The organism is Pseudonocardia sp. NPDC046786 (genome assembly GCF_040645415.1).
Classification (GTDB): Bacteria; Actinomycetota; Actinomycetes; order Mycobacteriales; family Pseudonocardiaceae; genus Pseudonocardia; species Pseudonocardia kongjuensis.
Window position 1 is genome coordinate 182,422 of sequence record NZ_JBEYYF010000005.1, and the last position, 24,975, is coordinate 207,396.

Annotated in this window: 31 protein-coding genes and 6 pseudogenes; 24 read left to right on the plus strand and 13 right to left on the minus strand. The window is 72.8% G+C overall.

The window, feature by feature from the left end; all coding sequences use genetic code 11:
- Positions 1-15: 15 nt before the first annotated feature.
- From ABZ881_RS08305 to ABZ881_RS08325, 5 genes and pseudogenes are all read left to right on the plus strand, one after another.
- Positions 16-375, plus strand: coding sequence for a hypothetical protein (locus tag ABZ881_RS08305; protein WP_358482860.1), 360 nt, complete (start codon positions 16-18; stop codon positions 373-375).
- Positions 376-434: 59 nt separating this feature from the next.
- The gene (locus tag ABZ881_RS08310) at positions 435-881 is read left to right on the plus strand and encodes a hypothetical protein (protein WP_358482861.1); all 447 of its coding nucleotides are present in this window, start codon (positions 435-437) and stop codon (positions 879-881) included.
- A gap of 74 nt (positions 882-955) precedes the next feature.
- The gene (locus ABZ881_RS08315; RefSeq protein WP_358482863.1) at positions 956-1,318 is read left to right on the plus strand and encodes a hypothetical protein; all 363 of its coding nucleotides are present in this window, start codon (positions 956-958) and stop codon (positions 1,316-1,318) included.
- 185 nt (positions 1,319-1,503) lie between these two features.
- The gene (locus ABZ881_RS08320; RefSeq protein ID WP_358482864.1) at positions 1,504-2,073 is read left to right on the plus strand and encodes an ABC transporter permease subunit; all 570 of its coding nucleotides are present in this window, start codon (positions 1,504-1,506) and stop codon (positions 2,071-2,073) included.
- Positions 2,070-2,962 (plus strand): annotated as a pseudogene (locus ABZ881_RS08325) (ABC transporter permease). Before ABZ881_RS08320 ends, ABZ881_RS08325 begins: the two are co-directional and overlap by 4 nt.
- Positions 2,963-3,244: 282 nt before the next feature.
- Here ABZ881_RS08325 and ABZ881_RS08330 read toward each other — a convergent pair.
- Together ABZ881_RS08330 and ABZ881_RS08335 are read right to left on the minus strand one after the other, a co-directional pair.
- Positions 3,245-3,626 (minus strand): annotated as a pseudogene (locus ABZ881_RS08330) (hypothetical protein).
- Positions 3,627-3,693: 67 nt separating this feature from the next.
- Positions 3,694-4,404 (minus strand): dihydrofolate reductase family protein, encoded by a 711-nt coding sequence (locus ABZ881_RS08335; protein ID WP_358482866.1) that lies wholly within the window; start codon positions 4,402-4,404, stop codon positions 3,694-3,696.
- Positions 4,405-4,546: 142 nt separating this feature from the next.
- On the opposite strand from ABZ881_RS08335, the gene ABZ881_RS08340 reads away from it, so the two are divergent.
- A complete protein-coding gene (locus ABZ881_RS08340) occupies positions 4,547-5,386 on the plus strand; it encodes an endonuclease/exonuclease/phosphatase family protein (RefSeq protein ID WP_358482868.1) in 840 nt (279 codons plus the stop codon).
- 331 nt (positions 5,387-5,717) lie between these two features.
- Positions 5,718-6,542, plus strand: a pseudogene (locus tag ABZ881_RS08345) (lysylphosphatidylglycerol synthase domain-containing protein); the annotation flags it as partial.
- A 90-nt stretch (positions 6,543-6,632) separates the two neighbouring features.
- Here ABZ881_RS08345 and ABZ881_RS08350 read toward each other — a convergent pair.
- The gene (locus tag ABZ881_RS08350; protein ID WP_358483103.1) at positions 6,633-7,343 is read right to left on the minus strand and encodes a creatininase family protein; all 711 of its coding nucleotides are present in this window, start codon (positions 7,341-7,343) and stop codon (positions 6,633-6,635) included.
- Between the two features lie 45 nt (positions 7,344-7,388).
- On the opposite strand from ABZ881_RS08350, the gene ABZ881_RS08355 reads away from it, so the two are divergent.
- Both ABZ881_RS08355 and ABZ881_RS08360 read left to right on the plus strand, forming a co-directional pair.
- Positions 7,389-8,024: a GTP cyclohydrolase II gene (locus ABZ881_RS08355; protein ID WP_358483104.1), complete on the plus strand. Its 636-nt coding sequence runs from the start codon at positions 7,389-7,391 to the stop codon at positions 8,022-8,024.
- Positions 8,025-8,050: 26 nt separating this feature from the next.
- Positions 8,051-8,704 (plus strand): TetR/AcrR family transcriptional regulator, encoded by a 654-nt coding sequence (locus tag ABZ881_RS08360; protein WP_358482870.1) that lies wholly within the window; start codon positions 8,051-8,053, stop codon positions 8,702-8,704.
- On the opposite strand, the gene ABZ881_RS08365 is transcribed toward ABZ881_RS08360, so the two are convergent.
- Complete coding sequence (locus ABZ881_RS08365) at positions 8,665-9,072, minus strand: RidA family protein (RefSeq protein WP_358482872.1); 408 nt, start codon at positions 9,070-9,072, stop codon at positions 8,665-8,667. The two genes, ABZ881_RS08360 and ABZ881_RS08365, sit on opposite strands and share 40 nt — an antisense overlap.
- Positions 9,073-9,153: 81 nt before the next feature.
- Entirely contained in the window at positions 9,154-9,693 is a 540-nt protein-coding gene (locus tag ABZ881_RS08370; RefSeq protein ID WP_358482874.1) for an Atu4866 domain-containing protein, read from the minus strand.
- Positions 9,694-9,823: 130 nt separating this feature from the next.
- Here ABZ881_RS08370 and ABZ881_RS08375 point away from each other — a divergent pair, with 130 nt between their 5' ends.
- From ABZ881_RS08375 to ABZ881_RS08430, 12 genes are all read left to right on the plus strand, one after another.
- A complete protein-coding gene (locus tag ABZ881_RS08375) occupies positions 9,824-10,168 on the plus strand; it encodes a metalloregulator ArsR/SmtB family transcription factor (protein WP_358482876.1) in 345 nt (114 codons plus the stop codon).
- A gap of 45 nt (positions 10,169-10,213) precedes the next feature.
- Positions 10,214-11,659, plus strand: a complete 1,446-nt coding sequence (locus ABZ881_RS08380; RefSeq protein WP_358482878.1) for an ABC transporter substrate-binding protein — start codon at positions 10,214-10,216, stop codon at positions 11,657-11,659.
- Between the two features lie 95 nt (positions 11,660-11,754).
- Complete coding sequence (gene nthB / locus ABZ881_RS08385; RefSeq protein ID WP_358482880.1) at positions 11,755-12,435, plus strand: nitrile hydratase subunit beta; 681 nt, start codon at positions 11,755-11,757, stop codon at positions 12,433-12,435.
- A gap of 33 nt (positions 12,436-12,468) precedes the next feature.
- Positions 12,469-13,089, plus strand: coding sequence for a nitrile hydratase subunit alpha (gene nthA, locus ABZ881_RS08390; protein ID WP_358482882.1), 621 nt, complete (start codon positions 12,469-12,471; stop codon positions 13,087-13,089).
- Between the two features lie 8 nt (positions 13,090-13,097).
- On the plus strand, positions 13,098-13,514 hold the full coding sequence (locus tag ABZ881_RS08395) for a nitrile hydratase accessory protein (protein WP_358482884.1): 417 nt from the start codon (positions 13,098-13,100) through the stop codon (positions 13,512-13,514).
- Positions 13,515-13,519: 5 nt separating this feature from the next.
- Entirely contained in the window at positions 13,520-14,545 is a 1,026-nt protein-coding gene (locus ABZ881_RS08400; RefSeq protein WP_358482886.1) for a phenylacetaldoxime dehydratase family protein, read from the plus strand.
- Between the two features lie 11 nt (positions 14,546-14,556).
- Entirely contained in the window at positions 14,557-15,009 is a 453-nt protein-coding gene (locus tag ABZ881_RS08405; protein WP_358482889.1) for an ester cyclase, read from the plus strand.
- Positions 15,006-15,230 carry a hypothetical protein gene (locus ABZ881_RS08410; protein WP_358482890.1) on the plus strand — a complete coding sequence of 75 codons (225 nt, stop codon included), beginning with the start codon at positions 15,006-15,008 and terminating at the stop codon, positions 15,228-15,230. The genes ABZ881_RS08405 and ABZ881_RS08410 overlap by 4 nt, the downstream gene beginning before the upstream one ends.
- Positions 15,227-16,672, plus strand: a complete 1,446-nt coding sequence (locus ABZ881_RS08415) for an amidase (protein WP_358482892.1) — start codon at positions 15,227-15,229, stop codon at positions 16,670-16,672. The genes ABZ881_RS08410 and ABZ881_RS08415 overlap by 4 nt, the downstream gene beginning before the upstream one ends.
- Positions 16,673-16,730: 58 nt before the next feature.
- Positions 16,731-17,474, plus strand: a complete 744-nt coding sequence (locus ABZ881_RS08420; protein WP_358482893.1) for a nitrile hydratase subunit alpha — start codon at positions 16,731-16,733, stop codon at positions 17,472-17,474.
- Between the two features lie 241 nt (positions 17,475-17,715).
- The gene (locus tag ABZ881_RS08425; protein ID WP_358482895.1) at positions 17,716-18,609 is read left to right on the plus strand and encodes a glycosyltransferase family 2 protein; all 894 of its coding nucleotides are present in this window, start codon (positions 17,716-17,718) and stop codon (positions 18,607-18,609) included.
- Positions 18,596-19,558: a type II CAAX endopeptidase family protein gene (locus tag ABZ881_RS08430; protein WP_358482896.1), complete on the plus strand. Its 963-nt coding sequence runs from the start codon at positions 18,596-18,598 to the stop codon at positions 19,556-19,558. Before ABZ881_RS08425 ends, ABZ881_RS08430 begins: the two co-directional genes overlap by 14 nt.
- A 12-nt stretch (positions 19,559-19,570) precedes the next feature.
- Here ABZ881_RS08430 and ABZ881_RS08435 read toward each other — a convergent pair whose 3' ends face one another.
- From ABZ881_RS08435 to ABZ881_RS08445, 3 genes and pseudogenes are all read right to left on the minus strand, one after another.
- Positions 19,571-19,660, minus strand: coding sequence for a hypothetical protein (locus tag ABZ881_RS08435; RefSeq protein ID WP_358482898.1), 90 nt, complete (start codon positions 19,658-19,660; stop codon positions 19,571-19,573).
- Between the two features lie 113 nt (positions 19,661-19,773).
- Positions 19,774-20,136: pseudogene (locus ABZ881_RS08440) on the minus strand (NAD(P)-binding domain-containing protein); the annotation flags it as partial.
- 29 nt (positions 20,137-20,165) lie between these two features.
- Positions 20,166-20,321, minus strand: a pseudogene (locus tag ABZ881_RS08445) (NAD(P)-dependent oxidoreductase); the annotation flags it as partial.
- Between the two features lie 179 nt (positions 20,322-20,500).
- On the opposite strand from ABZ881_RS08445, the gene ABZ881_RS08450 reads away from it, so the two are divergent.
- The 3 genes and pseudogenes from ABZ881_RS08450 to ABZ881_RS08460 all read left to right on the plus strand — a co-directional run bounded on the left by ABZ881_RS08450 (position 20,501) and on the right by ABZ881_RS08460 (position 21,253).
- Positions 20,501-20,731, plus strand: a complete 231-nt coding sequence (locus tag ABZ881_RS08450) for a winged helix-turn-helix transcriptional regulator (RefSeq protein WP_358482900.1) — start codon at positions 20,501-20,503, stop codon at positions 20,729-20,731.
- 10 nt (positions 20,732-20,741) lie between these two features.
- A pseudogene (locus ABZ881_RS08455) lies at positions 20,742-20,957 on the plus strand (LLM class flavin-dependent oxidoreductase); the annotation flags it as partial.
- A gap of 137 nt (positions 20,958-21,094) precedes the next feature.
- Complete coding sequence (locus ABZ881_RS08460; RefSeq protein ID WP_358482902.1) at positions 21,095-21,253, plus strand: hypothetical protein; 159 nt, start codon at positions 21,095-21,097, stop codon at positions 21,251-21,253.
- Between the two features lie 101 nt (positions 21,254-21,354).
- Here the strand turns inward: ABZ881_RS08460 and ABZ881_RS08465 are convergent, their stop codons facing one another.
- From ABZ881_RS08465 to ABZ881_RS08485, 5 genes are read right to left on the minus strand one after another with little or no spacing between them, the layout of a single operon-like run.
- Positions 21,355-21,525, minus strand: a complete 171-nt coding sequence (locus ABZ881_RS08465) for an EthD family reductase (protein WP_358482903.1) — start codon at positions 21,523-21,525, stop codon at positions 21,355-21,357.
- A complete protein-coding gene (locus ABZ881_RS08470; protein ID WP_358482905.1) occupies positions 21,474-21,686 on the minus strand; it encodes an EthD family reductase in 213 nt (70 codons plus the stop codon). Before ABZ881_RS08470 ends, ABZ881_RS08465 begins: the two co-directional genes overlap by 52 nt.
- Positions 21,683-22,627, minus strand: coding sequence for a PDR/VanB family oxidoreductase (locus ABZ881_RS08475; protein WP_358482906.1), 945 nt, complete (start codon positions 22,625-22,627; stop codon positions 21,683-21,685). The genes ABZ881_RS08470 and ABZ881_RS08475 overlap by 4 nt, the downstream gene beginning before the upstream one ends.
- A gap of 16 nt (positions 22,628-22,643) precedes the next feature.
- Entirely contained in the window at positions 22,644-23,909 is a 1,266-nt protein-coding gene (locus ABZ881_RS08480; RefSeq protein ID WP_358482908.1) for a cytochrome P450, read from the minus strand.
- A gap of 34 nt (positions 23,910-23,943) precedes the next feature.
- Positions 23,944-24,972 carry a 2Fe-2S iron-sulfur cluster-binding protein gene (locus ABZ881_RS08485; RefSeq protein ID WP_358482910.1) on the minus strand — a complete coding sequence of 343 codons (1,029 nt, stop codon included), beginning with the start codon at positions 24,970-24,972 and terminating at the stop codon, positions 23,944-23,946.
- Between the last annotated feature and the right edge of the window lie 3 nt (positions 24,973-24,975).

Consider the following 24,975-nt stretch of genomic DNA (forward strand, 5'->3'; position numbering starts at 1 on the left):
ACACGTGGCCCCGGGATGCCGTCCCGCACCCGACCGGTACGGACGCCGCTGCACCGGCACCTCGTCGAGGACGAGGCGTTCTACGTCCTCGAGGGCACCGGGCAGTCCCGATGCGGCGAGCAGGTGCTCGACGCCGGGCCTTGTGACGTCGTACTGCTCTGCTGCCGATGGGGCGGCCGCACGCCTTCGTCGTCGGCCCGGACCCGTTGCGCACCCTGCAGCCACCACGCCTCCGGGTTCGAGGACCTCCTCGCCGACGTGGGCGAGCAGGCCCGCGAGCGACGGTTGCCCCCACCGGCCGCGGCTGATCCGGTGGCCCTCGGGCACGCCGCCCACCGCCACGGCACCGAGATCCTCGAGTTGCCACCGCGCTGAGCTCCGGGGTCGCTAAGGGGTGTGGAGCCGGCCGGTCAGGCCATCTCGGGTACGCGTAGGTGCGCGAGCGCCAGCGCGAACTCGCAGGTCTCGACGAGCTCCACGCCGGCCTCTCGTGCGCCGGACTCCCGCAACGCGTCCGCCCGGTCACGGTTGAGTGCCATGGCCTCGGCACCGTCGTAGGTCACCGAGGAGACCGCGAGGCCCGACTCGCGATCGATGAGCAGCGCAATCCGGCTGCCCGGCACAAGGAGTCGCAGTTCACGGCCGCGCGGGCGGACGTCTACAACGTCTGCGAGTGGGGCGGGATCGACCGGCTGGAGCGGGACACGCGCGGCGGACGGATCGGGCATCTCCGCGCGGCCGTCGTGTCTCAGGCGCTCGTCAGCACGGACGACCATCTGAACGAACCGCACGACCGCGCCGGGGTCCCGGTGACGATCAACGAGTTCACCGGCTCGCACTACACGGCGCTGCACCTGCTCGAGGGCACCGTCCCCCGGTAGCGGATCGAGCTCGTGCACGGCGGCCCGCCCGTCGCCCGCCTGGACATGCTGTCGGGGGGGAGTCCCGGGCGACGATGCTGATGGAGCCGTTCCTCAGCGTCGCGCTCACCCGTGGCGCGCACGTGCTCGGCACCTACGCCTACCGCGGCTCCCAGGTCATCGCGCCGCACCTGACGGCGGCGCAGCAGGAGGCGTACCGCAGTGCGGTGGACAAGGCCGTCGACCTGATCAACGCCGACCGCTCGCGCTGGGCGCCCCTGATCGCCGCCGAGGCCGGGGACCGGCTCGACCCGTCGGACCTGCGCCCCGACTACTACCGCTACACCCACATCGCGCCGTTCACCGAGCGCCGCTTCACCGAGACCTACGCCTGGATGCGTTCCTGGCGTCTCACGGACGGCCGGTCCGGCTACGAGACCCTGAAGGCACTGCGGTGACGGCCCCCGCCGGCCTGGTGCGGCTGCTGACCCGGCGCCGCCACATCGACCTCTGCCTGATCAACGGCGGGGTGTGTCCGGGGCACTGAGCCTCGCCCTCTCCCACCCCTCGCGGGCCGCTGCGTCGTGCGCAGACGGCCCGATCCGGCGTGCCCCGACGCGCCGCCCCGACACCCGGAGTCGTCATGCCCGCACAACCCTTGCAGCTCGACCGGAGGGCCGTGCTGCGCGCCGCCCTGTTCGGCGCCGCCGGCCTCGCCGGCACCTCGCTGCTCGCCGCCTGCGGCGGTGCGGAACCGGCCGCCGGCGCTGGGCTGCAGGCCCGCGTCGAGGACACCCAGGCAGGTACCGCCGGCGCGGTGATCCGTCCGATCAGCGAGCAGAACGGCCTGGTCGGCGACCTCGACCTGACCTACGTAGCCGGCACCGGCCCCGGCGACGTCCAGAACAAGCTGCTCTCCGGAGCGCTCAACGTGGCCAGCATGGGACCGCTCGGCGCCGTCGTCGCCGGCGAGGCCGGTTCGGACCTGGTCATCTTCAGCACCAGCCTGCTGGCCGGGTCGGTCGTGGTGGAGACCGTGTTCACCCGGCCAGGCTTGGGGCGGCTGACCGTGTCCTCGGTCGGGGTGCAGGACATCCCGGTCGTGCAGGGCGTGGTGCTGTTCGCCGCGCTCGTCTACGTGGTGGTGAACCTCGTCGTGGACCTGGTCTATCCGTTGCTCGACCCGAGGATCGCGAACGGGGTGCCGGCATGACCGAACTTCTGGAACGCGCCGAACGCACGACCACCGGGCCGACCACGTCACGCGCCGACCGGAACGGACTCGGCCGCTTCCTGCTCCGCAGGCCGGGGCTGGTCGTGTCCGGGCTCGTGGTCGTGTTCGTGCTGCTGTCGGCGTTCGTGCCGTCGCTGCTCGCACCCGGCGACCCGGCGCTCGCCGTCCCGTCGCAGAAGCTGCGGGCGCCCGGGCCGGGACACTGGCTCGGCACCGACTACCTGGGCCGCGACGTCTGGACGCGCCTCGTGCACGGCGCGTCGCTGTCGCTGTCGCTGCGGGCCACGGTGATCGCCGTGGCGGTGGCGCTCGTCGTCGGCGGGCTGCTGGGCCTGCTGGCCGGGTTCGCCGGCCGGTGGGTGGACGAGACGCTGATGCGCGTCGTCGACGTACTGCTGGCGATCCCGCCGATCCTGCTGTCCCTGGCGCTGATCACCGCGCTCGGGTTCGGCACGGTGAAGGTGGCGATCGCGGTCGGCATCGCCAGCGTCGCGAACTTCGCCCGCGTGATGCGCGCCGAGACGATGCGGATCCGGCGCACCGTGTACGTCGAGGCGGCGCGGTCGGTCGGCACCCGGTGGTGGGTGACCCTCGGGCGGCACGTCCTGCCGAACGCGGCCGGTCCCGTGCTCGTGCTCGCCGTGCTGGAGTTCGGCCTCGCGATCCTCGCCGTGTCGTCGCTGTCGTTCCTGGGCTACGGAGCTCCGCCGCCCGCCCCCGAGTGGGTTCGCTGGTCGCCGAGGGCCGCAACTACCTGGCCACCTCGTGGTGGCTGTGCGCCGTGCCGGGTCTGATGATCGCGGCGACGGTGCTGTCGGTGAACCGGATCTCGCGGGCCCTGGACGGGGACTGGGGGCGGTCGCGATGACCGGCGACGCGGGGGAGCGGGCGTCGCGCGCGGCCGACCTCGTCGAGCGCGTCGCCCTAGCCGGGCGACGCGCGGTCGCCCCGGGTACGGACGCCCCGCGTTGATCAGGGCGTTGATATCGCTGCTCCGTACACGATCACCTCCCACGGATATGCCCACGCTTACTCCCGTTCACCGCCGATCACAGCTGGTGCTCACTGACTACCGACTCAGCCGGTGATCAGCGCAGATGTGTCTGATGGGCGTCCGTGGATCGTGGCCGATCAGCGGACGTAGGACCCGTCAGGTTGCCGGTTCGAGCCCGGCCCGCCGCACAAATCCGCAGTTCACCCGCCCACCGGGTGCACGCGAGGCGAGGAGGTAGAGCAGCGCGACGAGTGTCCCGGCTCCGAGCAGCTCGCCGCGGGCAACGAGCTCGGTGACCCGCGCCAGCGGCACCCACTCGACGGTGCCGACCTCCTCGGTGTCGGTCGGCTCGCCGATCCGCTCGAACTCCCGCCACAGGTAGACGTCCATCGGCGCGGTCACGTTGCCCGGCAACGGCTCGAAGCTGATCAGCCTGGTCGTTCTGCGCCTGGACATCGACCAGCCCGAGGTGCACCCATCGGCTGTCGTAGACGGTCCGCTCGCCGAAGGTCCGCCACCCGCCGCCGTTCCCGGTCACACCGAGACCCTCGTTGCGTTCCGTGCCGACCCGGCGACGCCGCGACGTCGCCCCCGGACGGTGCGGCTCAGCGGGGCCGGTAGCGCAGCAGCACCAGGTCGCCGATCGGGCGGGCCTCGACCAGCGTCATCGGACGCTCCGGGCTCTGCGGGAACCTGCCGTCGTGCACGAACCGGGGCGCCCGGGCGTCACCGACGAAGAACGGCGCGACGACGACGTGCAGCTCGTCCACCCGGCCCGCGGTGAGGAACGCCGTGTGCACGGCGCCGCCGCCCTCGACGAGCAGCCGCTCCACCCCGCGGGCGGCGAGATCGGCGAGCACCGACGGCGGGGTCGGCGGTTCGCCCGCACCGACGACCTCGGCCACGCCGTCGAGCCGGGCGCGTGTCCCGTCGACGGCCCGGTCGGCGGTGTAGACCAGGGGAGGGTCCGACCGCTCGCAGGTGAACACGGCGGCGGTGGGATCGAGGTCCCCGCTCGCGGAGAGGATCACCCGGCGCGGCGACGGCGGACGGCCGGCGGCGATCCGCTCGTCGCGCCGTCGGTCGGAGCGGACCCGCAGCCGGGGATCGTCGGCGCGCACCGTCCCGGCCCCGACCAGGATCGCGTCCACCCCGGCACGGACCTCGTCGACCCGGTCCAGGTCGTCGGCGTCGGAGAGCACCAGCGTGCCCGGCCCGGCGTCGTCGATGTAGCCGTCCAGCGAGACCGCCACCGAGACCAGGACATAGGGCCCGGACGGGCGCCCGGAGCGGTCGGCCGTCACGGTGTTCGTCACGTCCGGCGAGGGTACGCGACCGCCGCGCGGTGGCCCGCCGGGCGGCGAACCGCACCGGATGCGCTCGCCCGTACCGGGCGGGTGTCCGCCGCGGATGATGTAGTCCGTCCCGACGTCGTCCACGTCCCGAAGGGCTCACCACATGACCTCGAGCGCCCGCCGTGCGTACCGGCAGGTCGGGATGCTGGCCGTGGCCATGGCGGTCCTCCTCGGGTGCGCGGCCGAAGCCGGCCGGCCGGCGGTGGCGGCCGGGCCGGATCCGGCGCCGCCGCTTCGGTTGCTGCAGATGAACCTGTGCAACAGCGGGATCGCCGGGTGCTTCACCGGGCGGGCGGTGGAGGAGGGCGCCGCGGTGATCCGGGCCGAGGTGCCGGACGTGATCACGCTCAACGAGATCTGCGGGGACGACGTCGCGGTGCTCGAACGGGCGCTCGCCGAGGTCGCTCCGGATGCGTCGACCTCCTCGCACTTCCAGCCGGCGCGCGACCGGGGGACCGGTGGGCCCTACCCCTGCCGTGACGGCGGGCAGTTCGGTATCGGCGTGGTGTCGCAGACGTCGTCGGCGGTGGCGAGTGCCGGGATCCATCCGGCGCAGGATCCGCTCGACCCCGAGGAACGGGCGTGGCTGTGCCTGGACACCGGCGCCGGGAGTGCGCTCACCGCCTGCACCACCCACCTGGCCTACACCGACCGCTCGGTCGCCGTCGCCCAGTGCCGGTACCTCTTCGACGTCGTCGGGGAGCTGCGGGCCCGCGTCGGCGCCGGTCCCACGGTGGTCGGCGCGGACCTCAATCTCGGCCCGGGCGACGACCCGGACTTCCTGGGCTGCCTGCCGGACGGCTTCACCGACGTCGGCGACGACGGTCGGCAGCACGTCGTCGCCTCGCCCGATCTGGCCGCCGCGGACTTCCGGCAGATCGACATGCGCGGCACCACCGACCACCCCGCGATGCTCGTCACGCTGGACCCGGTCACCCGCTGACCGACGGTCCCACGCGCACCGTTGCGGCACGGTCTGATGGCAGGCGCGTCGCACACCGACACACCGGACTCCATGTCGGAAATGAACCGAACAGCCGTCTCCGGCCGAAAACAGGACACACAGTCGGAGAACAACCGCACGCGCGCGACATCTCGCTGTCGGCCGGGCGGGAGCCGTCTCCGCAAGCAGTCGGCACGCCGGGAGAACCGTTGCTCAGCACCACCGTCCGAGACCTCGTCACGGGGGCGCGACCCGGTGCACGTCGTGGTCCCGGCCGGGATCGACGCGCGCAAGGCCGCCGGAGGCCGGCGGAGTGAGGGTGCGCGGACGGATGCGCCTGTCACCGCTGCTCCGCGTGTCCGGTGGTATCGCCCTGCTGGTGGTGCTGGTCGTGCAGGTCGGCGCCGGCCCGGTGCTGGAGCGGCTGAGCGGGATCGGGGCCGGCACCCTGCTGGCCGCGCTCGTGCTCGGTGCGCTCGGGATCCTCTGCACGGCGTGGCGCTGGTGCGCGGTGGCCCGGGCGCTGGGCCTGCGCCTGAGCTGGACCGGGGCGGTCGGCGACTGCTACCGGGCGAGCTTCGTCAACTCGGTGCTGCCCTCGGGTGTGCTCGGTGACGTGCACCGCGCGGTCAGCCACGGACGGCGCGCCGGTGACGTCACCGGCGGCGTGCACGCGGTCGTCCTCGAGCGGGTGGCCTGCCAGGTGGTGCTCTACGCGGCCGCGGTCGTCGTCCTGATCGCCCAGCCCGACCTGCTGCGTGCGGCCGGCGACCGGATCCCCGGCGGCGCCGGCTGGGTGGTCGGCGGAGTGCTCGTGCTGGTGGCCGTGGTCTGCCGGCTGCTGTGGACACGATTGCGCCGGCTGCTCGCCGACGTCCGCGCCGTGCTGCGGGCCGGGCCGGCCGCGGTGCTGCTGCTGGCCTCGGCCGGGCAGCTCGGCTGCTACCTGGTGATGTTCGTCCTCGCCGCGCGGGCCGCGGGATCGGTCGCCGGGACCGCCGAGCTGCTGCCGCTGCTGGTGCTGGCGATGGTGGCGATGACCGTGCCGCTGAACGTCGGCGGCTGGGGCCCGCGCGAGGCGGCCGCCGTCGCCGGGTTCGCGGCGGTCGGACTCCCGGCCGCCGAGGGCATGGCGACCGCCGTGATCTACGGGATCCTCGGCCTGGTCGCCTGCGCACCGGGAGCGGTGGTGGTGCTGATGCGGCGCCGGGCCGACGCCGCCCCGGTCACCGCGCCGGGCGCGCGTTCAGCCGGTGCCGAGGGCGTGCAGGTGCCCGGCGAAGCGGGCGACCAGGGCGGCCAGGACGTCGCGACCCTTGTCGGCGGTCGCCAGGGACGGCCGGCCGACGACCCCGGAGGTGGAGTACCACTGCAGCCCGCGGCTGAGCAGGTACGGCCGCTCGTCGGTGTCGTGGTCGGCGGTGGCGAAGCCCGGCCGGACCTGCTCCGGATGGGTGTGCAGCAGGATCGAGGTCTCCAGCTCGCCGGCATGCATGTCGGCTGCCGACGAGGTGACCAGCCCGGCCTCGGCGCGGGCCGCACCCCAGTCGTCGCCGCCGGGGAACAGGGCCATCGGCATCGGCCCGACCGACGCCTGCTGCACGACGTTGCGCAGGACGTGGTTGCCGCCGTGCCCGTTGACCAGCACCAGCGCGGGGACCCCGGAGGCGTGCAGCGAGTCGGCGACGTCGGTGACGACCGCGGCGAGGGTGGTGGCCGAGATGCTCACGGTGCCGGCCCACGCGGCGTGCTCGTGCGAGCAGGAGATCGTCACGGGGGGGAGCAGCCGGACCGGGTACGCGTCCGCGATCCGGGCGGCGAGCGATGTCGCGACGAGGGTGTCGGTGGTGAGGGGCAGGTGCGGGCCGTGCTGCTCCAGGCTCCCCACCGGGAGGACGGCGGCCGGGACGGCACGGTCGCGGAGGTCGACCGTGGTGTCGGCCGGAACGGAACACATGTGGGCGAGGCTCTCACGGGCCCGCCCCGGTGCGGAGGAGGAACTGTGGAGGATCCGAGTCGAGGCGGCCCGGCCGAGGTCGCCGAGTCGGAGCTGACGACCCGGCACGGACGGTTCCGGGCGATCGCATTCCGGGAGCACGCCGGTGGGCCGGAGCATCTCGCCCTGGTGCACGGCGACCCGGCGGCGGCCGGCGCGGCGCTGGTGCGGGTGCACTCCGAGTGCCTGACCGGCGACGTGTTCGGTGCGATGCGGTGCGAGTGCGGTGACCAGCTGTCCTCGGCGCTGGACGCCGTCGTAGACGCGGGCTGCGGGGTGATCGTCTACCTGCGTGGTCACGAGGGGCGCGGGATCGGGCTGCTCGCCAAGATCCGCACCCACGTGCTGCAGGACGGGGACGGCCTCGACACGGTCGACTCGGCCCTCGCGCTGGGGCTGCCGGTCGACGTCCGGGACTTCGGTGCCGCGGCGGCCGTGCTCCGGCACATCGGCGTCGACCGGGTGCGGCTGCTGTCCAACAGCCCGGCGAAGGTGGAGGCGCTCACCGGGTACGGGATCGTGGTCACCGAGCTGGTGCCGCTGCTGGAGCCGGTCACCGAGCACAACGAGCGCTACCTGACCGCCAAGCGCGACCGGCTCGGCCACCACCTGCCGCAGCTGGACCCGGCCCGCTTTCCATAGCGTCGCGATGCTATAGAGTCCGGCGGGTGGCGAGGCGGAAGGACCCGGCAGTGCGCACGCTGCTGCTGGAGCGTGCGGCCCGGATGCTCCGGGACCGCGAGCCGATCACGTTGCGGTCGCTCGTCGAGGGGACCGGCGTCTCGACGATGGCGGTCTACACCTACTTCGGCGGGATCGACGGGGTGTGGCGGGCGCTGCGCCAGGAGGGCTTCACCCGGCTGGCGGCCCGCCTGGAGGCGCTCGTCGTCCCGGCCGACCCGGTCGAGGACCTGGTGGCGGGGGTGGCCGCCTACGCCGTCAACGCCCTGGAGCATCCCGACCTGTACCGGGTCATGTTCGACGCGACCGTCGAGCTCGAGGACATCGACGCCGCCGAGGCGACCCTCGGCTACCTGGTGCGCGCCGCGCACCGCTGCCGCGACGCGGGCCGGATCGGAGCGGACGTCGATCCGGCCCGGCTCGGCACCGACGTCTGGACGGTCTGCCACGGGATCCTGTCGCTGATCGTGAGCCGGGTGGCCTCGCGCCGGACGCTCGCCTCGGGCATCCACCTGCTCACCGCGGTGATCGTCGCCGCCGGCGACGATCCCGCGCTGTGCCGGCGCTCGGTCGAGGCGGGCTGGATCGCGCTGCGTCCGCCTCAGGGCAGCACGGCCACCGCGTCCACCTCGACCAGGTAGCCGGGCGCCGCGAGTGCGGTGACCCCGATCCAGGTGCTCGGCTGCTGGAACTCGACGCCCAGCGTCGCGGCGGCGCGCTCGCGTCCGGCGAGGAACTGGCCGGCCCGCTCCTCGGTGAGGTCGACCAGGTAGACGGTGACCTTGGCCAGGTCGGCCGCGGTCGCGCCGACCGCGTCGAGCGCGGCGGCGATATTGAGGTAGCACTGCTCGGCCTGGGCGGCCAGATCGTCCTTCCCGATCAGGTTGCCCTCGGTGTCCCAGGAGACCTGTCCGGCCAGGTAGACGGTGCGGGTGCCCTGGGTGACGGCGACCTGGTGGTGGACGTCGACCCGGTTGACCCGCTCGGGATGGACCAGCGTGACGCTCATTCTTCCGGTTCCTCTCGTCGTGGACGCCGAAACATAACACAGCAATGCTATATTATAGGCTCCTGCCGGAACCGGCGCCGGTCACCGGCGCCGGACGATCCCCGCGTGACGGATCACGCCGTCGTACTGCACGCCGAACGCCCAGAAACCGGAGTCGTCGCGGTAGACGATCCGGCCCCCGCGGGTCCACCAGGCGCCGGTGCAGGCGTCCACCCCGGCCGCTGCGCGTCTCGGTGTACCGGCCGCCGGGGAGCAGGTCTGGTCGAGCGCGCGCCCCCGGTCGGTCCGTGCGCCGATCCACGCGTCCGGGTCCGGTACCCCGGTGGCGGGGTAGGGCTCCCCGTTCCGGACGAGGATCTCCCCGTCGACGGCGACGGCGAGCAGATCGGCCGGCCGGACGACGGGCATGTTCCGCATCCGCGACTCGTTCACCCGGCCGCGGACCACGGCGAACGTGGCCGGGTCCCCCGGGACGAGGTGGTAGGCGCCGTGCTCGCCGGCCGGCCGGGCGCGCAGTGCGTTGCCGTCCAGCAGCGGCACGACCGACGTGCCCCGGGCGTCGATCACCGGCTCGCCGCCCGGACCGATGTCATGGGCCGCCGGTCCCGCGGGCGTGATCACTCGGTCGTCGGTCGACAGCTCGCCTCGCACGGCGGGCGACGGACCGCAGGGTGACGCTCGTGCACGGGATGTCGGTCTCCCGGCGGACTCCATCATGTCGACATCTATTGACGGATGCTATCTTTGCGACGTGACGGCCAACGAGAACCTCGCGTTCGACGCGTTGTCGGATCGGGTTCGTCGGCAGATCATGTCCGTGCTCGGCGAGGGCGGCGAGCTCACCGTGACCGAGATCGCGGAGCGGGTCGACGTCGTCGGCCGGAGCACCGTGTCAAGCCACCTGCGGATCCTGCGGACGTCCGGCGTGGTGAACGAGCGTCGCGATGGCAGGCTGCGCCACTACTCGATCGATACCGAAGGGTCGGTCCGGGACGCGTTCCGTTACCTGCAGGGTTTGCTGCAGGCGGGGGTCCGGCTCGACGCGGACTCGGAGGAGACTGCAGACCCACCTGGCCAGTTGCACGACGTCGGCTGACCGGACTTCCGCGCCGAACGTGCGCCTCAGGAGGGCTGTGCACTCGTGACGGGTTCGACGATCCTGGCAGCCGAGTCCGTCGTCGAACTGCCCTCGTACGAGGTGTACGGCTCGTTCGGGCGTCCCGATTCGGGAAGCTGGATGTTCGACGCCCGCTGCGGGGTGCTGGCGGTCGGGTCGGCGGTGCGTCTGACTCTTCCGGTGGCCACCGGCGGTCACGGCCGGCCCGGCGTCGAGATGCTGGGGCGGATCTCGGCGCTCCGGCCGAACGAGATGATCTGCATCGAGCATGTCCAGCCGTGGCGTGGCCGGTTGCGGCTGAGCTTCGACCGGGTCGATCCGGCCCGGACCCGGGTGCGTGTCCGGGCGAGCGTGCCGGCCGACGGTGTGGAATGGCTGGTGCGCCATGTCGGCGGCGCGCTGCCCGTACGGCCCGCCCGTTCCGACGTGATCCGGATCGGGCTGGTCACCAGCAAGTCCGGCCCCGCCGCCATCTATTCCATGGCGACGGAGTACCTCGCCGGGCTCGCCGTGGACGAGGTCAACGACGACAGGGGGATCGACGGCCACCTGCTCGAGCTGCTGGTGGCGGACGACGCGACCGAGGCCGCCACGGCCGCGCACGAGGCCGTTCGGCTGGTCCGGAGTGGCTGCCGGGCGATCTTCGCGTGCACCACCTCGAGCAGTTTCGCCGCGATCAGCCGGGCTGTACGTGGCACGGGCGTACTGCTCGTGCACTCGGTGATGAACGAACGGAGCAGCGCCGACGGAGAGAACGTCGTCCGCTTCGGCGAGCAGCCCGCGGACCAGATCGCGGCGCTGGCCGGCCCGATCATGCGAGCCACCGGTGGGCGGAACTGGTTCCTGGTCGGGGAGCGGTACAGCTGGTCCTACGGCGCCCATCACGCCGCGCGGGCCACACTGCCGCGGACGGCGGGACGGGTGGTCGGCGAGTCCTACGCACCGCTCGGCACAGCCGATTTCACGCCCGTGATCGAGCGGATCCAGCGATCCGGGGCGGACATCGTGATGTCCTCGCTGATCGGTGCCGACGAGGTGGACTTCCAGCGGCAGTTCGCCGCATCCGGGCTACGTTCCACAGTCGGCTCGCTGTCGCTGGTGATGGACGAGCCGACGACCGCCCACGTCGGTGCCGACGCGGCCGAAGGCATCTGGACGGCGCTGGGCTACCTCGAGGACGGGCCGGTCGCCGGCAACTCCGCGCTGGTCGCGCGTTACCGGGAGCGGTACGGCAGGTGGGCTCCGCCGATCTCGACCCTGTCCGAGACGGTCTACGAAGCGATCCTGCAGTACGCCCAGGCGGTGCGGCACGACCCGGACGCCGACGCCACCCGGCAGCGCCTTGCGCTGCTCACCCACCGCTCGGGTCGCAGCGGTACCGAGATCGGGGCGCGCGACCTGGTGGCCCCGCGGCTCTACCTCGCCGAGGTCCGTGGCGGCGGCTTGCGGATCTTCGACGAGGACGGGTGACCCGAGCTAGGAATTGATGCGTCGATAGATATCGACATATTCCTGGTGTCTCGCTACTGTCACGCGCACTGCACGGAGACAGAAGGGTGCGACACATGGACGGGATACACGATCTCGGTGGCCGGCACGGCCTGGGTGCGATCGACCCGGAGCGGGACGAGCCGGTGTTCCACTCGGCCTGGGAGCGCTCCGTCCTGGTGATGTTCCCGGCGTTGGCGATGGCCGGTGCGTTCAACCTCGACCAGTTCCGTTCCGGCATGGAGCAGATCCCTCCGGTCTCCTACCTGAGCTCCACCTACTACGAACACTGGCTCCACTCCATGATCCACCACGGGACCAAAGCGGGGATCTTCGATCCCGACGACCTGGAGCAGCGCGCCCGGCACTACTTGGAACACCCCGAGGACACGGCGCCCAAGGCTTCGAAACCGGACATGGTCGAGGCGTTGCGGACGCTCGTCGCGACCGGCGACGACTACCGGCGCCAGACCGGCGCCGCGCCGATGTTCGCGATCGGCGACCCGGTTCGCGTCCGGCCCGAGGCGTCGACGACCCACACCCGGCGGGCCGGCTACGTCCGCGGACGCGTGGGGGAGATCGTCGGTGCGCACGGCGGGTACGTGTACCCGGACTCGAACGCGCTGGGCGCCGGAGAGGACCCGCACCACCTGTACACCGTGCGATTCACCGCGCAGGAACTCTGGGGTGACGAGTCGGGCTCGGCGAACTCGGTGGTCCACATCGATCTGTGGGAGCCGTATCTCACCGCCGTCTGAACACCGTCCCGAACCCGCGAACGAAGGTTTCCGATGTCACTGACACACGACGACACCCACCCAGCCACGACGGACGAGCGCATTGCTGCCCGGGTCAAGGCCATGGAGGCGATCCTGGTCGAGAAGGGGCTGATCGGCACCGACGCCATCGACTACATGTCGTCGGTCTACGAGAACCAGGTCGGACCGCAGCTGGGGGCGCAGGTCACCGCCCGCGCCTGGACCGACCCCGACTTCAAGATCCGGCTGCTCGCCGATGCCACCGGGGCCTGCCGGGAGATGGGCGTCGGCGGCCTGCAGGGCGAGGAGATGCTCGTCAAGGAGAACACCGAGGACGTGCACAACATCGTCGTGTGCACCCTGTGCTCGTGTTATCCGTGGCCGGTTCTGGGACTGCCCCCGAACTGGTACAAGTATCCGGCCTACCGCGCTCGCGCGGTCCGGGACCCGCGCGGCGTCATGGCCGAGTTCGGCTTCGAGCCGCCGGACACCGTCGAGATCCGGGTCTGGGACTCCAGCGCCGAGCTCCGGTACTGGGTACTGCCCCGGCGCCCCGCCGGCACGGACGACTTCACCGAGGAGCAGCTCGCCGCGCTGGTCACTCGGGACTCGCTGATCGGCGTCACGGCGGCGCTGAGCCCCGCTGCAGTCTGATGCGGACGATGAACGATCGGCCCACGCCCGACCCGAAGGTCGAGATCGACTCCCTGATCGACGCTTTGCCCCTCGGCGAGCGGATCCCGCGCCGCGCGGGCGAACTCGCCTTCGATCGGGCGTGGGAGATCCGCTCCTTCAGCATGACGGTGGCGCTGCACGTGGAACTCGGCTTCGAGTGGACGGACTTCCAGAAGGAGCTGATAGCGGCTGTCCGGCACTGGGAGTCCGAGCACACGGACCTCGACGGCTGGAGCTACCACGAGCGTTGGCTCGTGGCGTTCGAGCGGCTCGCCGAGACCAGCGGATGGATCGAGTCCGCGGATCTCGACGCGCGCACCGAGCAGATACTCGCGCAACCACCCGGGGCCGACCATCAGCACGCGGTCCGGGAACCCGTCACCGTACAGCCCCCCAGGAGGTAGAACCCATGTCCGACGAGCCGATGACCGAGGGTCCCGGCCGCATCGTCCGTTTCCCCGATGGTGCCGCCGACGTGGGGTTCGCCCTGTTCGGCGTCCAGACCCACGACGACACCACGACCGACTCGTTCGTCACCGAACTGCGTGGCCTGTTCGCCGGTCCCGCCGGACCGGGCAAGGTCGAGCGCTGCCACCGGTACGACCCCCGGGTCGGCCACGAGACGATCCTGCTGGCCTACTGGACCTCGGCCGCAGGGGCGGCGGAGTTCCTGGCCTCCGAGCCGGTCAGCTCCTGGTGGAACGCGCTGCCCACCGACGCCGGCAGCACCGGCTACTGGCGCGAGGCGATGAGCCCGCGGGCCGGGCGGTTCCACTACTTCGGCGTGGGACCGCACCAGGTCGGCATCACCACGATCCTGCCCTCGCAGCCCACCGACAAGTTCGGCTACTGGGGCGGCTACCGGGACCGGATGGAGGACTCCCCGAAGGACGACTTCGCCAGCCCGCTCGACGAGCTGCCTGCGGCGCGGGAGTACTCCACCCGGGGCCGTCGGATCGTCGTCACGGCTCCGGACAATCTCTGCTTCGTCCGCGAGGGAGCCGACACCAGCCACGTCGAGGACCCGACGGAGCAGAAGCTCTGGGACGAGTTGCTCCGGCCGGCCAGCCAGAAGTGGATCTCCTACCTGGCCACCAGCCCACGGACGAGCGGTTGTGCCTCGATCATCGACACAACCGAGCAGGATCTGGAGTCGGGTACCGATCTGCGCAAGGCCAGCCAGTTCGCCTACTTCCTGACCCTCGGACATCTCGAGCACGCGGCCCGCACCCAGCCGTCCCACCTGGCCCTCTACAACGCGTTCATGGGCGCGGCGACCGAGCTCGCCGAGGCGGGGGTCGCGATGGGCCTGTTCATCTGGGCCGAGGCGCACATCCTGGGGGCCCGCGAGCTGTCCGCGGAGTACGTCAACTGCCACCCCACCACCGGCCTGCTGCCGTTCTTTGCGCAGGTCGACGCCGCCGCCGTCGCCTGAGGAGGTCGTCCATGAGTTCGTTCACCGACAAGGCCCTGTTCTGCTCGCTCTACGATCAGGTGGTCAACGCCGGTCACCTGGAGCGGATCACCGAGTTCGTCGATCCCGGATTCGTCGGGGAGTTCGGCGGTTCGAGCACCCCGGTCCACGGACCGGCGGAGTTCGCCGAGGTGATCGTCGCGACCCGGTCGGCATTCCCGGACCTGAACGTGGCGGTCTCGGGCGGGTGGCTGCTGCACGAGGTCGACTCCCACGTCGTCGGCAAGGGACTGTCGACCAACCGGCTCGCCGCGCGGATCGACCTGCGCGGCACCCAGCTCGGACCGTTCCGGGGCACCGATCCGTCCGGCCTCGAGATGACCTGGTCGGAGGGGGTGTTCGGTCGGGCGGAGAACGGTCTGATCGTCGAGCTGGTCACCGTCGTCGGCCCCCTGCTGCCGGCGCGGTCGGTGGTGCCGGCATGAGCGCGGTCCCGGAGGAGACGGTCCGCGCACTGGCCGGGTACGTGTCCCTGCCGTTGGACGAGGACCGGCTCGGCCCGTTGTCGGAGCTGCTCGGCGCCTGGATCCCGGCCGCGGAGACGCTGAGCGCCCGCATGCGATCGGTGGAGCCGGCGGAGCTGGAGCCGGTGATCGCCTTCACCTCGGCACAGGCAGCGCAGGACACACCCCGGGCGAGCTCGTGAGCGACGACGTGCTCGACCTCGGCCTGATCGAGGCCGCCGCCCTGGTGGCCGACCGCCAGGTGTCTCCGGTGGAACTGGTGGAGGCGTCACTGTGCCGGATCGAGGCGATCAGCGAGACGTACGCCTACATCGCAGTGCTCGCCGACGACGCACGGGCCGTCGCCAGGGCCAGCGAGGTGATGATCGCGGCCGGCCACCGGCTCGGGCCGCTGCACGGCGTGCCGGTCGCGGTGAAGGACAACATCGCCGTCGCCGGTCACCCGACGACGGCAGGCGCGAGGATCCTGGCGGACCACCGGCCCACCGCGGACGCGACAGTGGTCGCACGGCTGCGCTCCGCGGGGGCGATCGTCGTCGGCAAGACCAACATGCACGAATTCGCCTGGGGCGGGACCTCGGCGAACCCGCACTACGGCTCCGTCACCAACCCGTGGGACGTCGGCCGGATGCCCGGCGGCTCCAGCGGCGGGTCCGGCGTCGCGGTGGCGACCCGCTCCTGCGCCGGCGCGCTCGGCACCGACACCGGCGGCTCCATCCGGCTGCCGTCGGCGCTCAACGGCGTCACCGGCCTGCGGCCCACGATCGGGCGCGTGCCGAACACCGGTGTGGTCCCGCTGGCCTGGAGCATGGACACGGTCGGGCCGATGGCACGCAGCGCGGTCGACTGCGCGGCGATGCTCACCGTGCTGGCAGGCCACGCCGCCGCCGACGGGGGACCGGTGGACCCGGCCGGTGCGGACCGTTCCGACGATCTCGTCGCGGGCACGGACGGAATCCGGATCGGGGTGATCGACGGCTACTCGTTCCACCACACGCAGCCGGCGGTGGAGAAGGCGGTGCGGGCGGCACTGGAGTCGCTCACCGCCCACGGGGCGCGCACCGTGGAGGTGACGATCGACGACATCGAGGGCAACATCTCCGCCCAGCTCACCATCGAGTCGGCCGAGCCGAGCACGTACCATCAGCGTTGGCTGCGCGAACGGCCCGAGGACTACGGCGCCGATGTCCGGCTCCTGCTGGAGGCGGGCGAGCTGCTCCCCGCGACGCACTACCTCCAGGCCCAGCGGTACCGGACGCTGCTGCGCAGGCAGGCGCTCGCAGCGCTCACCACCGCCGACGTCCTGGTGTGTCCGACCCTGCCGTTCACCGCCACCCCGCTCGGCGAGGTGACGGTGGAGATCGACGAGGGCGTGCCGGAGGACATGCTCTCGGCGATCATGCAGTTCACCGGGCTGCCGTCGCTCACCGGCCTTCCCGCGATCAGCGTTCCCTGCGGGTTCGACGACGCCGGGCTACCGATCGGGATGCAGCTGATCGGACGGCCGTTCGCGGAGTCGACCCTGTTCCGGGTCGCGGCGGCCTTTCAGCAGTGCACCTCGTTTCATCGCGAGGCTCCGCCGTCGGTGTCGCATCGCGAGGCTCCGCCGTCGGCGGGCGGATGAGGACGGCGCGATCGTGGACGGCTCGGCCGGTGGCACGGGGCCGGTCATCGATGCGACCGTGGAACGGCTCGAACAGGAGCTGGTGGGGCGAGGTGTGGCCGGACCCGGTGCCATCGGCCGGTGGAGCGACGCGCACGCCGACGAGCTGGGTCCGCGGTGGGGATCCCAGGCCGTTGCCAGGGTGTGGTTGCGCCGAGCCGACGGCCTCGGCCGCTGCGGCTGCGGACGGCGCTGGCGGCTCGTCCGCGACACCGCGTCGGTGCGCAACGTCATCGTTCCCGCGGCCCCGGGGGTCGCGTCCTGCAGCGGCTGGCGTGTCCTCGGCATGCCACCGAGCTGGTACCGGCCGGCCCCGGGTGCTCCCCGGCGGGTCCGCTTCGAGCTGTCGGAGGGCCTCGGGCATCGACTCGACACGAATCGGCGGGTCCGTATCTGGACCGACGACCCGGTGACCCACCACCTCGTCGTCCCGATCGCGCCGCAGGCCGATCTCGGCCCGTTCGAGCTGGCCGGATTGGTCGGCCGGCTCGCGCTGCGGGGCCTCTCCGGGGTGGCCCGGCAGGCCGATCCACCGGTGGGACCCCGATGGGCGCAGCGGTATCCCGGCTACCCGCTCGACGAGCGCATCGTGGAGCGTCCGTGGGAACTGCGTGCGGTCGCTCTCCTGCTGGCGACGGCCGAAGGCAACCCCGCGTTGAGGGCACCGATGTCCACCGAACTGACCGCCGCGGCGGAGAAGCTCCCGGTCCGGGGGAGCATCTACACCGCGTGGCTCCAGGTCCTGGCCCGCCTGGCGCGGTGACCACGTCGGCGCGTTCGGCGCGTGCCGCACCGGGGATGGCGTGCGTCACACCATCTTGAGTGTGCCGCTGCGGCACGACCTGTACTGGCGTCCACGATCACCAGCGGACGACGACGGGATGACGATGTTCGACGTGCAGCACAGAGCCGGCCGGTCGGCGCGGGGCGCCGCCCGGAACGGGCCGGCACCGGGTGCCCGGTCCGCACAGCGGGCACGTGCGTGGACCGGGCGGCCGCCCGCGGTGAGCGTCGTCGTCCCGGTCCGGAACGAGGCGCGGAACCTCGAGATCGTCCTGCCCGCGCTCGCCGCGGTGCGCCCCGCGGTGCACGAGATCATCGTCGTGGACGGGCACTCGGCGGACGGCTCGCTCGACGTCGCCCGCCGGGTGCTGCCGTCGGTGCGCACCGTCACCCAGACCCGGCGCGGCAAGGGCAACGCGCTGGCCTGCGGCTTCGCCGAGGTGACCGGCGACGTCGTGGTCATGTTCGACGCCGACGGGTCGGCCGATCCGGCGGAGATCCCGGCCTTCGTCGACGCGCTCGTCGCGGGTGCCGATCTCGCCAAGGGCAGCCGGTTCACCGCGGGCGGCGGCAGCGACGACATCACCGCGCTGCGCCGGGCCGGCAACCTCGGTCTCAACGTCGTTGCCAATGCGTTGTTCGGCACGTCCTTCACCGATCTCTGCTACGGCTACAACGCGTTCTGGGTCGATCTGCTGCCGGTGCTGGACCTGCCCGCGACCGACGCGCCGGCCCCGCCGGCGGGTGTGCCGTGGGGTGACGGTTTCGAGATCGAGACGGTGCTCAACTGCCGGTTCGCAGCCGCCGGGCTGGCGATCACCGAGGTCCCCTCGGTGGAGCGGCGGCGGATCTTCGGCGACACCAACCTGCGCACCTTCGCCGACGGCGCCCGGGTGCTCCGCACCCTGCTCGCCGAGCGCCGGCGCAGCTCCCGGACCCTCGCCCCGGTGCTGCCGCTCCCGGTGCCCGCCGTGCCGGCGGTGCCGCCGGCGTCCGCCGTGCCGCCCGCGGTCCCGCTCGCCCGGCAGCCGGAGCCGCAGCCGGTCCCGGACGAGCCGGTCCCGCACCCGTCGACCGATCCGTGTCCCGGAGGGACTGCCCGTGCACGCGCCTGACCCCCACCGGCCCTACCCGGCCACGCCGTCGCCGGAGCCCGATGCGGCGAACCGCACGGCCCGGCCCGGGCCCGCCGTGGTCGACCCCGCCCGCCCGTTCGGCGCGCACCTGCGGATGAGCTGGTGGAAGCCGCTCGTCCTGCTCGTGACGCTGCCGGCGGTGCTGGTGCTCACCCAGTGGCTGGCCTTCCTGTTCGTCGGCGTCCTCGTGGGCAGCGACGATCCGCTGTCCACCGAGTTCACCCCGGAGAAGGCGCTCGCCGCCAACCTGGCCGTCGGCGTGACCGGTCTGGTGGCCGTGCTGATGCTGGTGTGGCTCAGCGGGGTGCCCTGGCGCGCCCTGTTCAGCCACCGGCGGGCGTTCGACGGCCTGCGGCTGGCCCGCTACTCGGTCGGCGCGGCGCTGCTGGTGGGCGCGGCGATGGCCGTCGTCGCGGTCGTCGCACCGGAGTCCACCGGCTGGACCGGCTTCGCGGTCACCGGCACCACCCTCGCCCTCCTCGCGGTCACCCTGCTCACCACCCCGTTCCAGGCGGCCGGCGAGGAGCTGATGTTCCGCAGCGTCCTGCTGCCGGCGGCGGCGAGCTGGCTGCGCGCGGTCCGGCCGGCCCTGGCACTCGGGCTCGTCGTCTCGTCGCTGGGCTTCACCGCGGTGCACGGCTCGACCGACCCGTGGCTGGCCGGCTACTTCACCGTGGTCGCGCTCAGCACCGGATTGATGGCGATCATCAGCGGCGGGATGGAGGCGCCGATCGCCTTCCACGTCGTCAACAACGTCATCGCCGGCGTCCTCACCAACGTCATGGCCGGCGGCGGGACCAGCACCATCGACCGGGCCACCGACACCGGCGGCCCGTCGCTGCTGATCCTCGCCGTCGCCAACGTCGCGATGGTCGCCGTCGTCTGGTTCCACGAGCGGCGGGCCCGCCCGGCGCGGCTCGCCGGCTGACCGGCACCCCGCTCAGCGCGGGTCGCGGATGCCGTCGACGATGCGGGTCCAGTCGTCCGCGCCGGGCCCGTCGTCGACGGCGCGCCGGTAGTGCGCCTGCACCGCGCGGGGGAGTGCGAGATCGATGCCCGCATCCGCGCTCGCGGCCAGCGCGGCTCGCCGACCGTGGCGAGCACCTGCCGGTGGCGCTCGAACGCGTCGACGTCACCGCTGTAGAACACCGACGCGGCCGGCGTCCCGACCATCGGCGCGGGCACCATCACCCCGCCGACGACGAGCCGCGCGCCGTGCCCGGCGAGCCACCGGGCGGCGTCGCGGGTCCCGGCGGGGGACTCCGACCCGAGATTGACGACGGTGCGCCCGGGCAGGTCCGCGACGGCGTCGTCGAGGATGTCGTACATCGCCCGGTAGTCGGTGAGGCTGAGGATCACCAGCGGGCCCGCCCGCAGCGCGTCGGACGGGGTGGGCGCGAGCACGGCACCGGCGGCGACGACCGGCTCGGCCCGGGCGGCGGTCCGGTTCCACACGGTCACCGGATGGCCAGCCGCGAGCAGCGCCCCGGCCATCGCCCGGCCCATCGGGCCGAGGCCGATCACGGTCACCGGGGTCACGCCGCGCTCCGCTCCGCGCGCAGGCCCTCGACGATCCGGCCGAGATCGTCGGCGCCGTGGCCGGCATCGATCTGCTGCCGGACGAGTGCCCGCAGCAGGTCGACCGGCGCCGGATCGACGCCCTGCTCGCGGCTGGCCCGGGCGATCGTGTCCGGCGCGGGGTGTCCACTCCAGGCTCTGCTCCGGCCCGGAGTGGTCGCCGCTGTCGAGCACCGCCGCGGAGGAGCCGAAGGTCCCGGTCATCGCGGCCAGGAACGGGGCGGCCCGCTCGGCGAACCCGGCGGCGTCCTGGCCCGCGGACCGCACTGTCTTCTGCGGTACTTACCTTGTGGTGAGCGAGAAGATGCCGACCCAGCACCTGCGCCAGCTGGAGGAGGACGACCTGGTGCACCGCCGGGTGCACGCGGAGGTCCCGCTGCGGGTCGAGTACTCGCTGACCGAGCACGGCCGGGCGCTCAACACCGCCCTCGGGCCGCTCGGCGAGTGGGGCCGGGACCGGATCGCCCGGGAGCGGCGGGCGATGGTGGACCATCCGGACGCCCCGTCGATGCCCCGGCCCTGACCGGGCGCGGTTGCCGGCCCGCCGGCTCGCCCGGCCGCCGGAGGGCCCGGTCGAGACGGCGCTGCTCGCCGAGCGCGCCGGGCTCGATCTCGTCAGCTTCCAGGACCATCCCTACCAGGCCGCGTTCCAGGACACCTGGACCCTGATGTCCTGGGTCGCAGCGCGCACCGAACGCATCCGGATCAGCGGCAACGTGCTCTGCCTGCCGCTGCGTCCGCCGGCGGTGCTGGCCCGCGCCGCCGCGACGCTGGACCGGCTCAGCGGCGGGCGCGTCGAGATGGGGCTGCGCGCGATCCGGCCGCGATCAGCCGGATCCTCGACCTCGACGGCGCCTTCGGCAGTGGCGACGGGCTGTTCCGCGGGATGCCCGACGCCTGGGTCGAGCAGGTCGCGGACCTGGCCCTGCAGTACGGCGTGTCCGGGTTCGTCCTCGCCTCGGACGATCCCGCCGACCTGGACCGCTTCGGGCGCGAGGTCGCCCCGCGGGCCCGCGAGCCCGTGGTGTCCGAGCGCACGGGGTGAGGCCGGCCGGCGGGAGGACCGGCGCCCCCGCGGAGCGGGCACCCGCGGGGACGGCAGCTCAGTCCCGGACGGCCGAGGGATGCGCCGCGAGCGCGGCGACGTCAGTCGTGCTGGACGAACAGGGTGGCGCCGCCGTCGGCGAAGTTCGCCAGGTCAGCCGCGGCGGCCTGACCCTCGGCGGAGGCCAGGCCGGCCCGCAGCGACTCGGCGGAGTCGAACGTCAGCTCGGCGACGAGGTGGTAGGGCGGTGGGTGTCGTCGAGCGCGGAGCACCGCAGCACCCTGGTCGCCCGTACCCCCGGCACCGTGCCGGCCAGCGGAAGGTGGACGTTCTCGTAGTGGCTGTCGAACGCCGACGGGTCGGTCGGGTGGCCGTAGGCCACGGTCAGGATGTACACGGTCTGCTCCTTCGGTGAGCGGTCGCGGGTGATCACAGGTCGAGGACGAGGCGGGGTGTGGCGCTGCGGGAGACGCAGATCATCAGGCAGCGCTGCTCGTCCTGTTCGGCAGTGGTGAGGACGTGGTCGCGGTGGTCGGCGCGGCCGTCGAGGATCGGGGTCTCACAGCTGCCGCAGATCCCGTCCTCGCAGTCGAAGACGATGTCGGCGCCGGCCTCCAGCGCCCTGGCGAGGATCGACTCGCCCGGTCCGACCACGAACGAGGTACCGGTGTGTGCGAGCTCGACCTCGAACGGCTGCTGGTCCCCGGTGTCGTCATCGGTAGCGGGCGCGGCGAACAGCTCGTAGCGGACGGCGTCCGGATCGGCCCATCCCGCGCACCGCTGCTGCACCGCCTCGATCAGGCCGGTGGGCCCGCAGCAGTAGACGAGCGTGCCGGGCTTCGGATCGTCGAGCAGCCGTCCCAGGTCGGGATGACCGGCCTCGTCCTGCGGGACGATCTCGACCTCCGGCGGCAGCTCGCCGAGGAAGGCCATCGCGGCGCGCGTCCGCCCGCCGTAGACCATCTGCCACGATCCGCCGCGCCGGCGGACCGCCTCCAGCATCGGCAGCATCGGCGTGACACCGATCCCCCCGGCGACGAACACATGGTGCGCGGCGTCGTCCAGGGCGAAGTTGTTGCGCGGGCCGCGCGCCCTGAGCCGGTCACCGACGGCCAGTGCGGTGTGCAGCCATTCAGAGCCGCCGCGGCTCCGCGGTTCGCGGAGCACGCCGATGCGGTAGTGGCTGGTGTCGTCGACGTCACCGCACAGCGAGTACTGTCGGGTGAGCCCGTTGGGCAGCAACAGGTCGAGGTGCGCGCCGGGCGTCCAGGGGGTCAGGGCGCCGTCCGCCGGGTCCGCCAGCTCGATCGCGACGACCCCGTCCGCCTCGTCCGTGATCGTCCGGACGACGAGGTCGCGTTCGGATGTCCCCATGTGCACCTCCTCGGGCTCAGGAGCCGGTGGGCCAGGAGACACGCAGCTCCTCCAGGCCCCGGAAGAAGTAGCTGGCGATGTAGGTGGGCTCCCAGCCGGGTTCGAGGGTGAGGGCGGGCAGTCGGGCGGTCAGCGCCTCGACGGCGACCCTGACCTCGGTCCTCGCCAGCGTTGCGCCGGGGCACTGGTGGATGCCGTTGCCGAACGCGAGGTGGTCGCGGACGTTGGGGCGGTCCGGATCGAGCAGGTCCGGCTCCGGGAACGTGCGCTCGTCGCGGTTGCCGGAGCCGAACAGCAGCAGCAGCGCGGTGCCCGCCGGGAGATCGACGCCGCCGAGCCGGGTGTCGCGGGTCGTCACCCGCATCAGACCGCGGTGCGGTGCGTCGCGCCGCAGGGTCTCCTCGGTCAGCCGCGGGACGACCCGAGGGTTCGCCACCGCCTCCTCCCACCACCGCCGGTTCTGCAGCATCGCTAGCAGCGTGCTGGTGAGGGTGTCGCGGGTGGTGTCGTGACCGGCGACCCGCAGTCCGCGGAACACGTACTGGATGTCGGCGTAGCTCATCGGTGGGAAGGCGTCGCCGTCGCCGTGGACCATGTCGGAGATGAAGTCCTCACGGGGGTTCGCGCGGCGGTCCTCGATCAGCGCGGCGATGTAGCGCTCGTACTCGACCATCCGCCGGGCCGCGTCGACCTTCCCGTCGGTCGGTGCGAGCGGGTTCCACAGCAGGACCTGATCGTCGGTCCAGTCCTGGACCAGGTCCACCTCATCCTCCGGGATGCCGAACACGGCGCTCACGACGGCCTGGACGAACGGGTCGGCGTACTGGGACAGCAGGTCGGCCGAGCCGTCCCCGGCGAAGGCGCCGATCAGCTCCTGCGCCTTGCGCTTCATCAGCGGCTGGACCGCTCGGATCCGGCGTCCGCCGAAGGCGTGCTCCAGGGTGCGCCGCAGCGGCGCGTGCTCCGGCTCGTCGGTGTTGACGATCGTCGCGCCCTCGGGCGTGCACCCGGCATCCTCGAAGACCTTCACGACCTCGGGCGGGTTGTTCCAGATTGAGGGGATCGCGTTGCGCGAGGAGTAGGTCGCCGGGTCCTCGACGACGGTCCGCAGGTCGTCGTAGCGGGTGACCAGCCAGGCGCCGAGGGTCGCGCTGAACCGGACCGGCTCGTTGTCACGGCAATCGGCGTAGAACGGGTTCGGGTCGTCCCGGTCCGGGGCGACCATCGGGTTGAAGTCGCGCGGGCAGGCGGACGGGGCGGAATCGGAGACAGTGCTGCTCATCAGTCCTCCTTGACTGTGTGGTGGGCGCCGTTACTCAGGCGTCGGCCGGGGTGAACTTCTCGCGGTGGATCAGCCGGGGGGCCATCCGCCGGCGCTTGAACGCCTTCACCCCGGCCTCGACCATCGGAGGCGGTCCGCAGAGCCAGCCGGACCAGCCGCGGGCGGACGGGACGTCGTCGACGAAGAGATCGGTCGGGAGACCGGTGCGGTGGGACGTGCCCGCGGGCGGCGTCTCGTGCGACAGGACGGGGACGAAGGTGAAGCCGGGATGGGCGCCGCCGAGCCGCGCCATCAGGTCGAGGTCGTACAGGTCGTCGGCGCCGCGGACGCCGTGGTAGAGCAGGATCCGCCGGTCCGGGTCGCGGGTCAGCGCGGTCCGGGCCAGTGCGACCAGCGGGGCGAGCCCGGTACCGCCGCCGATCATCACCATCGGCTCCCCGCCGTCCTCGCCGGCGGGGGCCAGTACGAAGTCACCCATCGGCCCGGTGGCCTGCACCCGGTCGCCGACGGCGAGCCCGTCGAAGATCCACCGCTCGGTCGCGGCGCCACCTTCGACGAGCCGGACGTGCAGTTCCAGGATCTTGTCCTCGTCGGCGGTGTTGGCCAGTGAGTACTGTCGCCGGACCCCGGGTCCCGGGACGACCAGCTCGACGTACTGCCCGGGATGGAAGGCCAGCGGATCGGTGAGACCCAGCCGCACCCGACGGGTGTCACGGGCGATGTCCTCGATGTCGACGACGGTCGCATCGAGGTCGCGCAGCGGATGCGTCTGACGTCCCGCGGTGCCGCCGCCGGGACCGGCGGGTTCGACGACGGCGTCGGTGCGGAGCCTGGCCTGGCAGGCCAGTGCGAGGCCGGCGGCACGCTCGTCGGGCGCGAGGGTGTCGGCGGGGGAGTCGTGGTGGTCGACCTCCCCGCTGAGCACCCGCACCTTGCAGGTCCCGCAGGTGCCCTGGTTGCAGGAGTTGGGCATCCACACTCCGCCGCGGAGGAAGGCGTCGAGGAGCGCCTGGTCCGGGTGGCAGGGCACCTGCTTGCCACCGACGGTCGCCGTGAACACCACGGG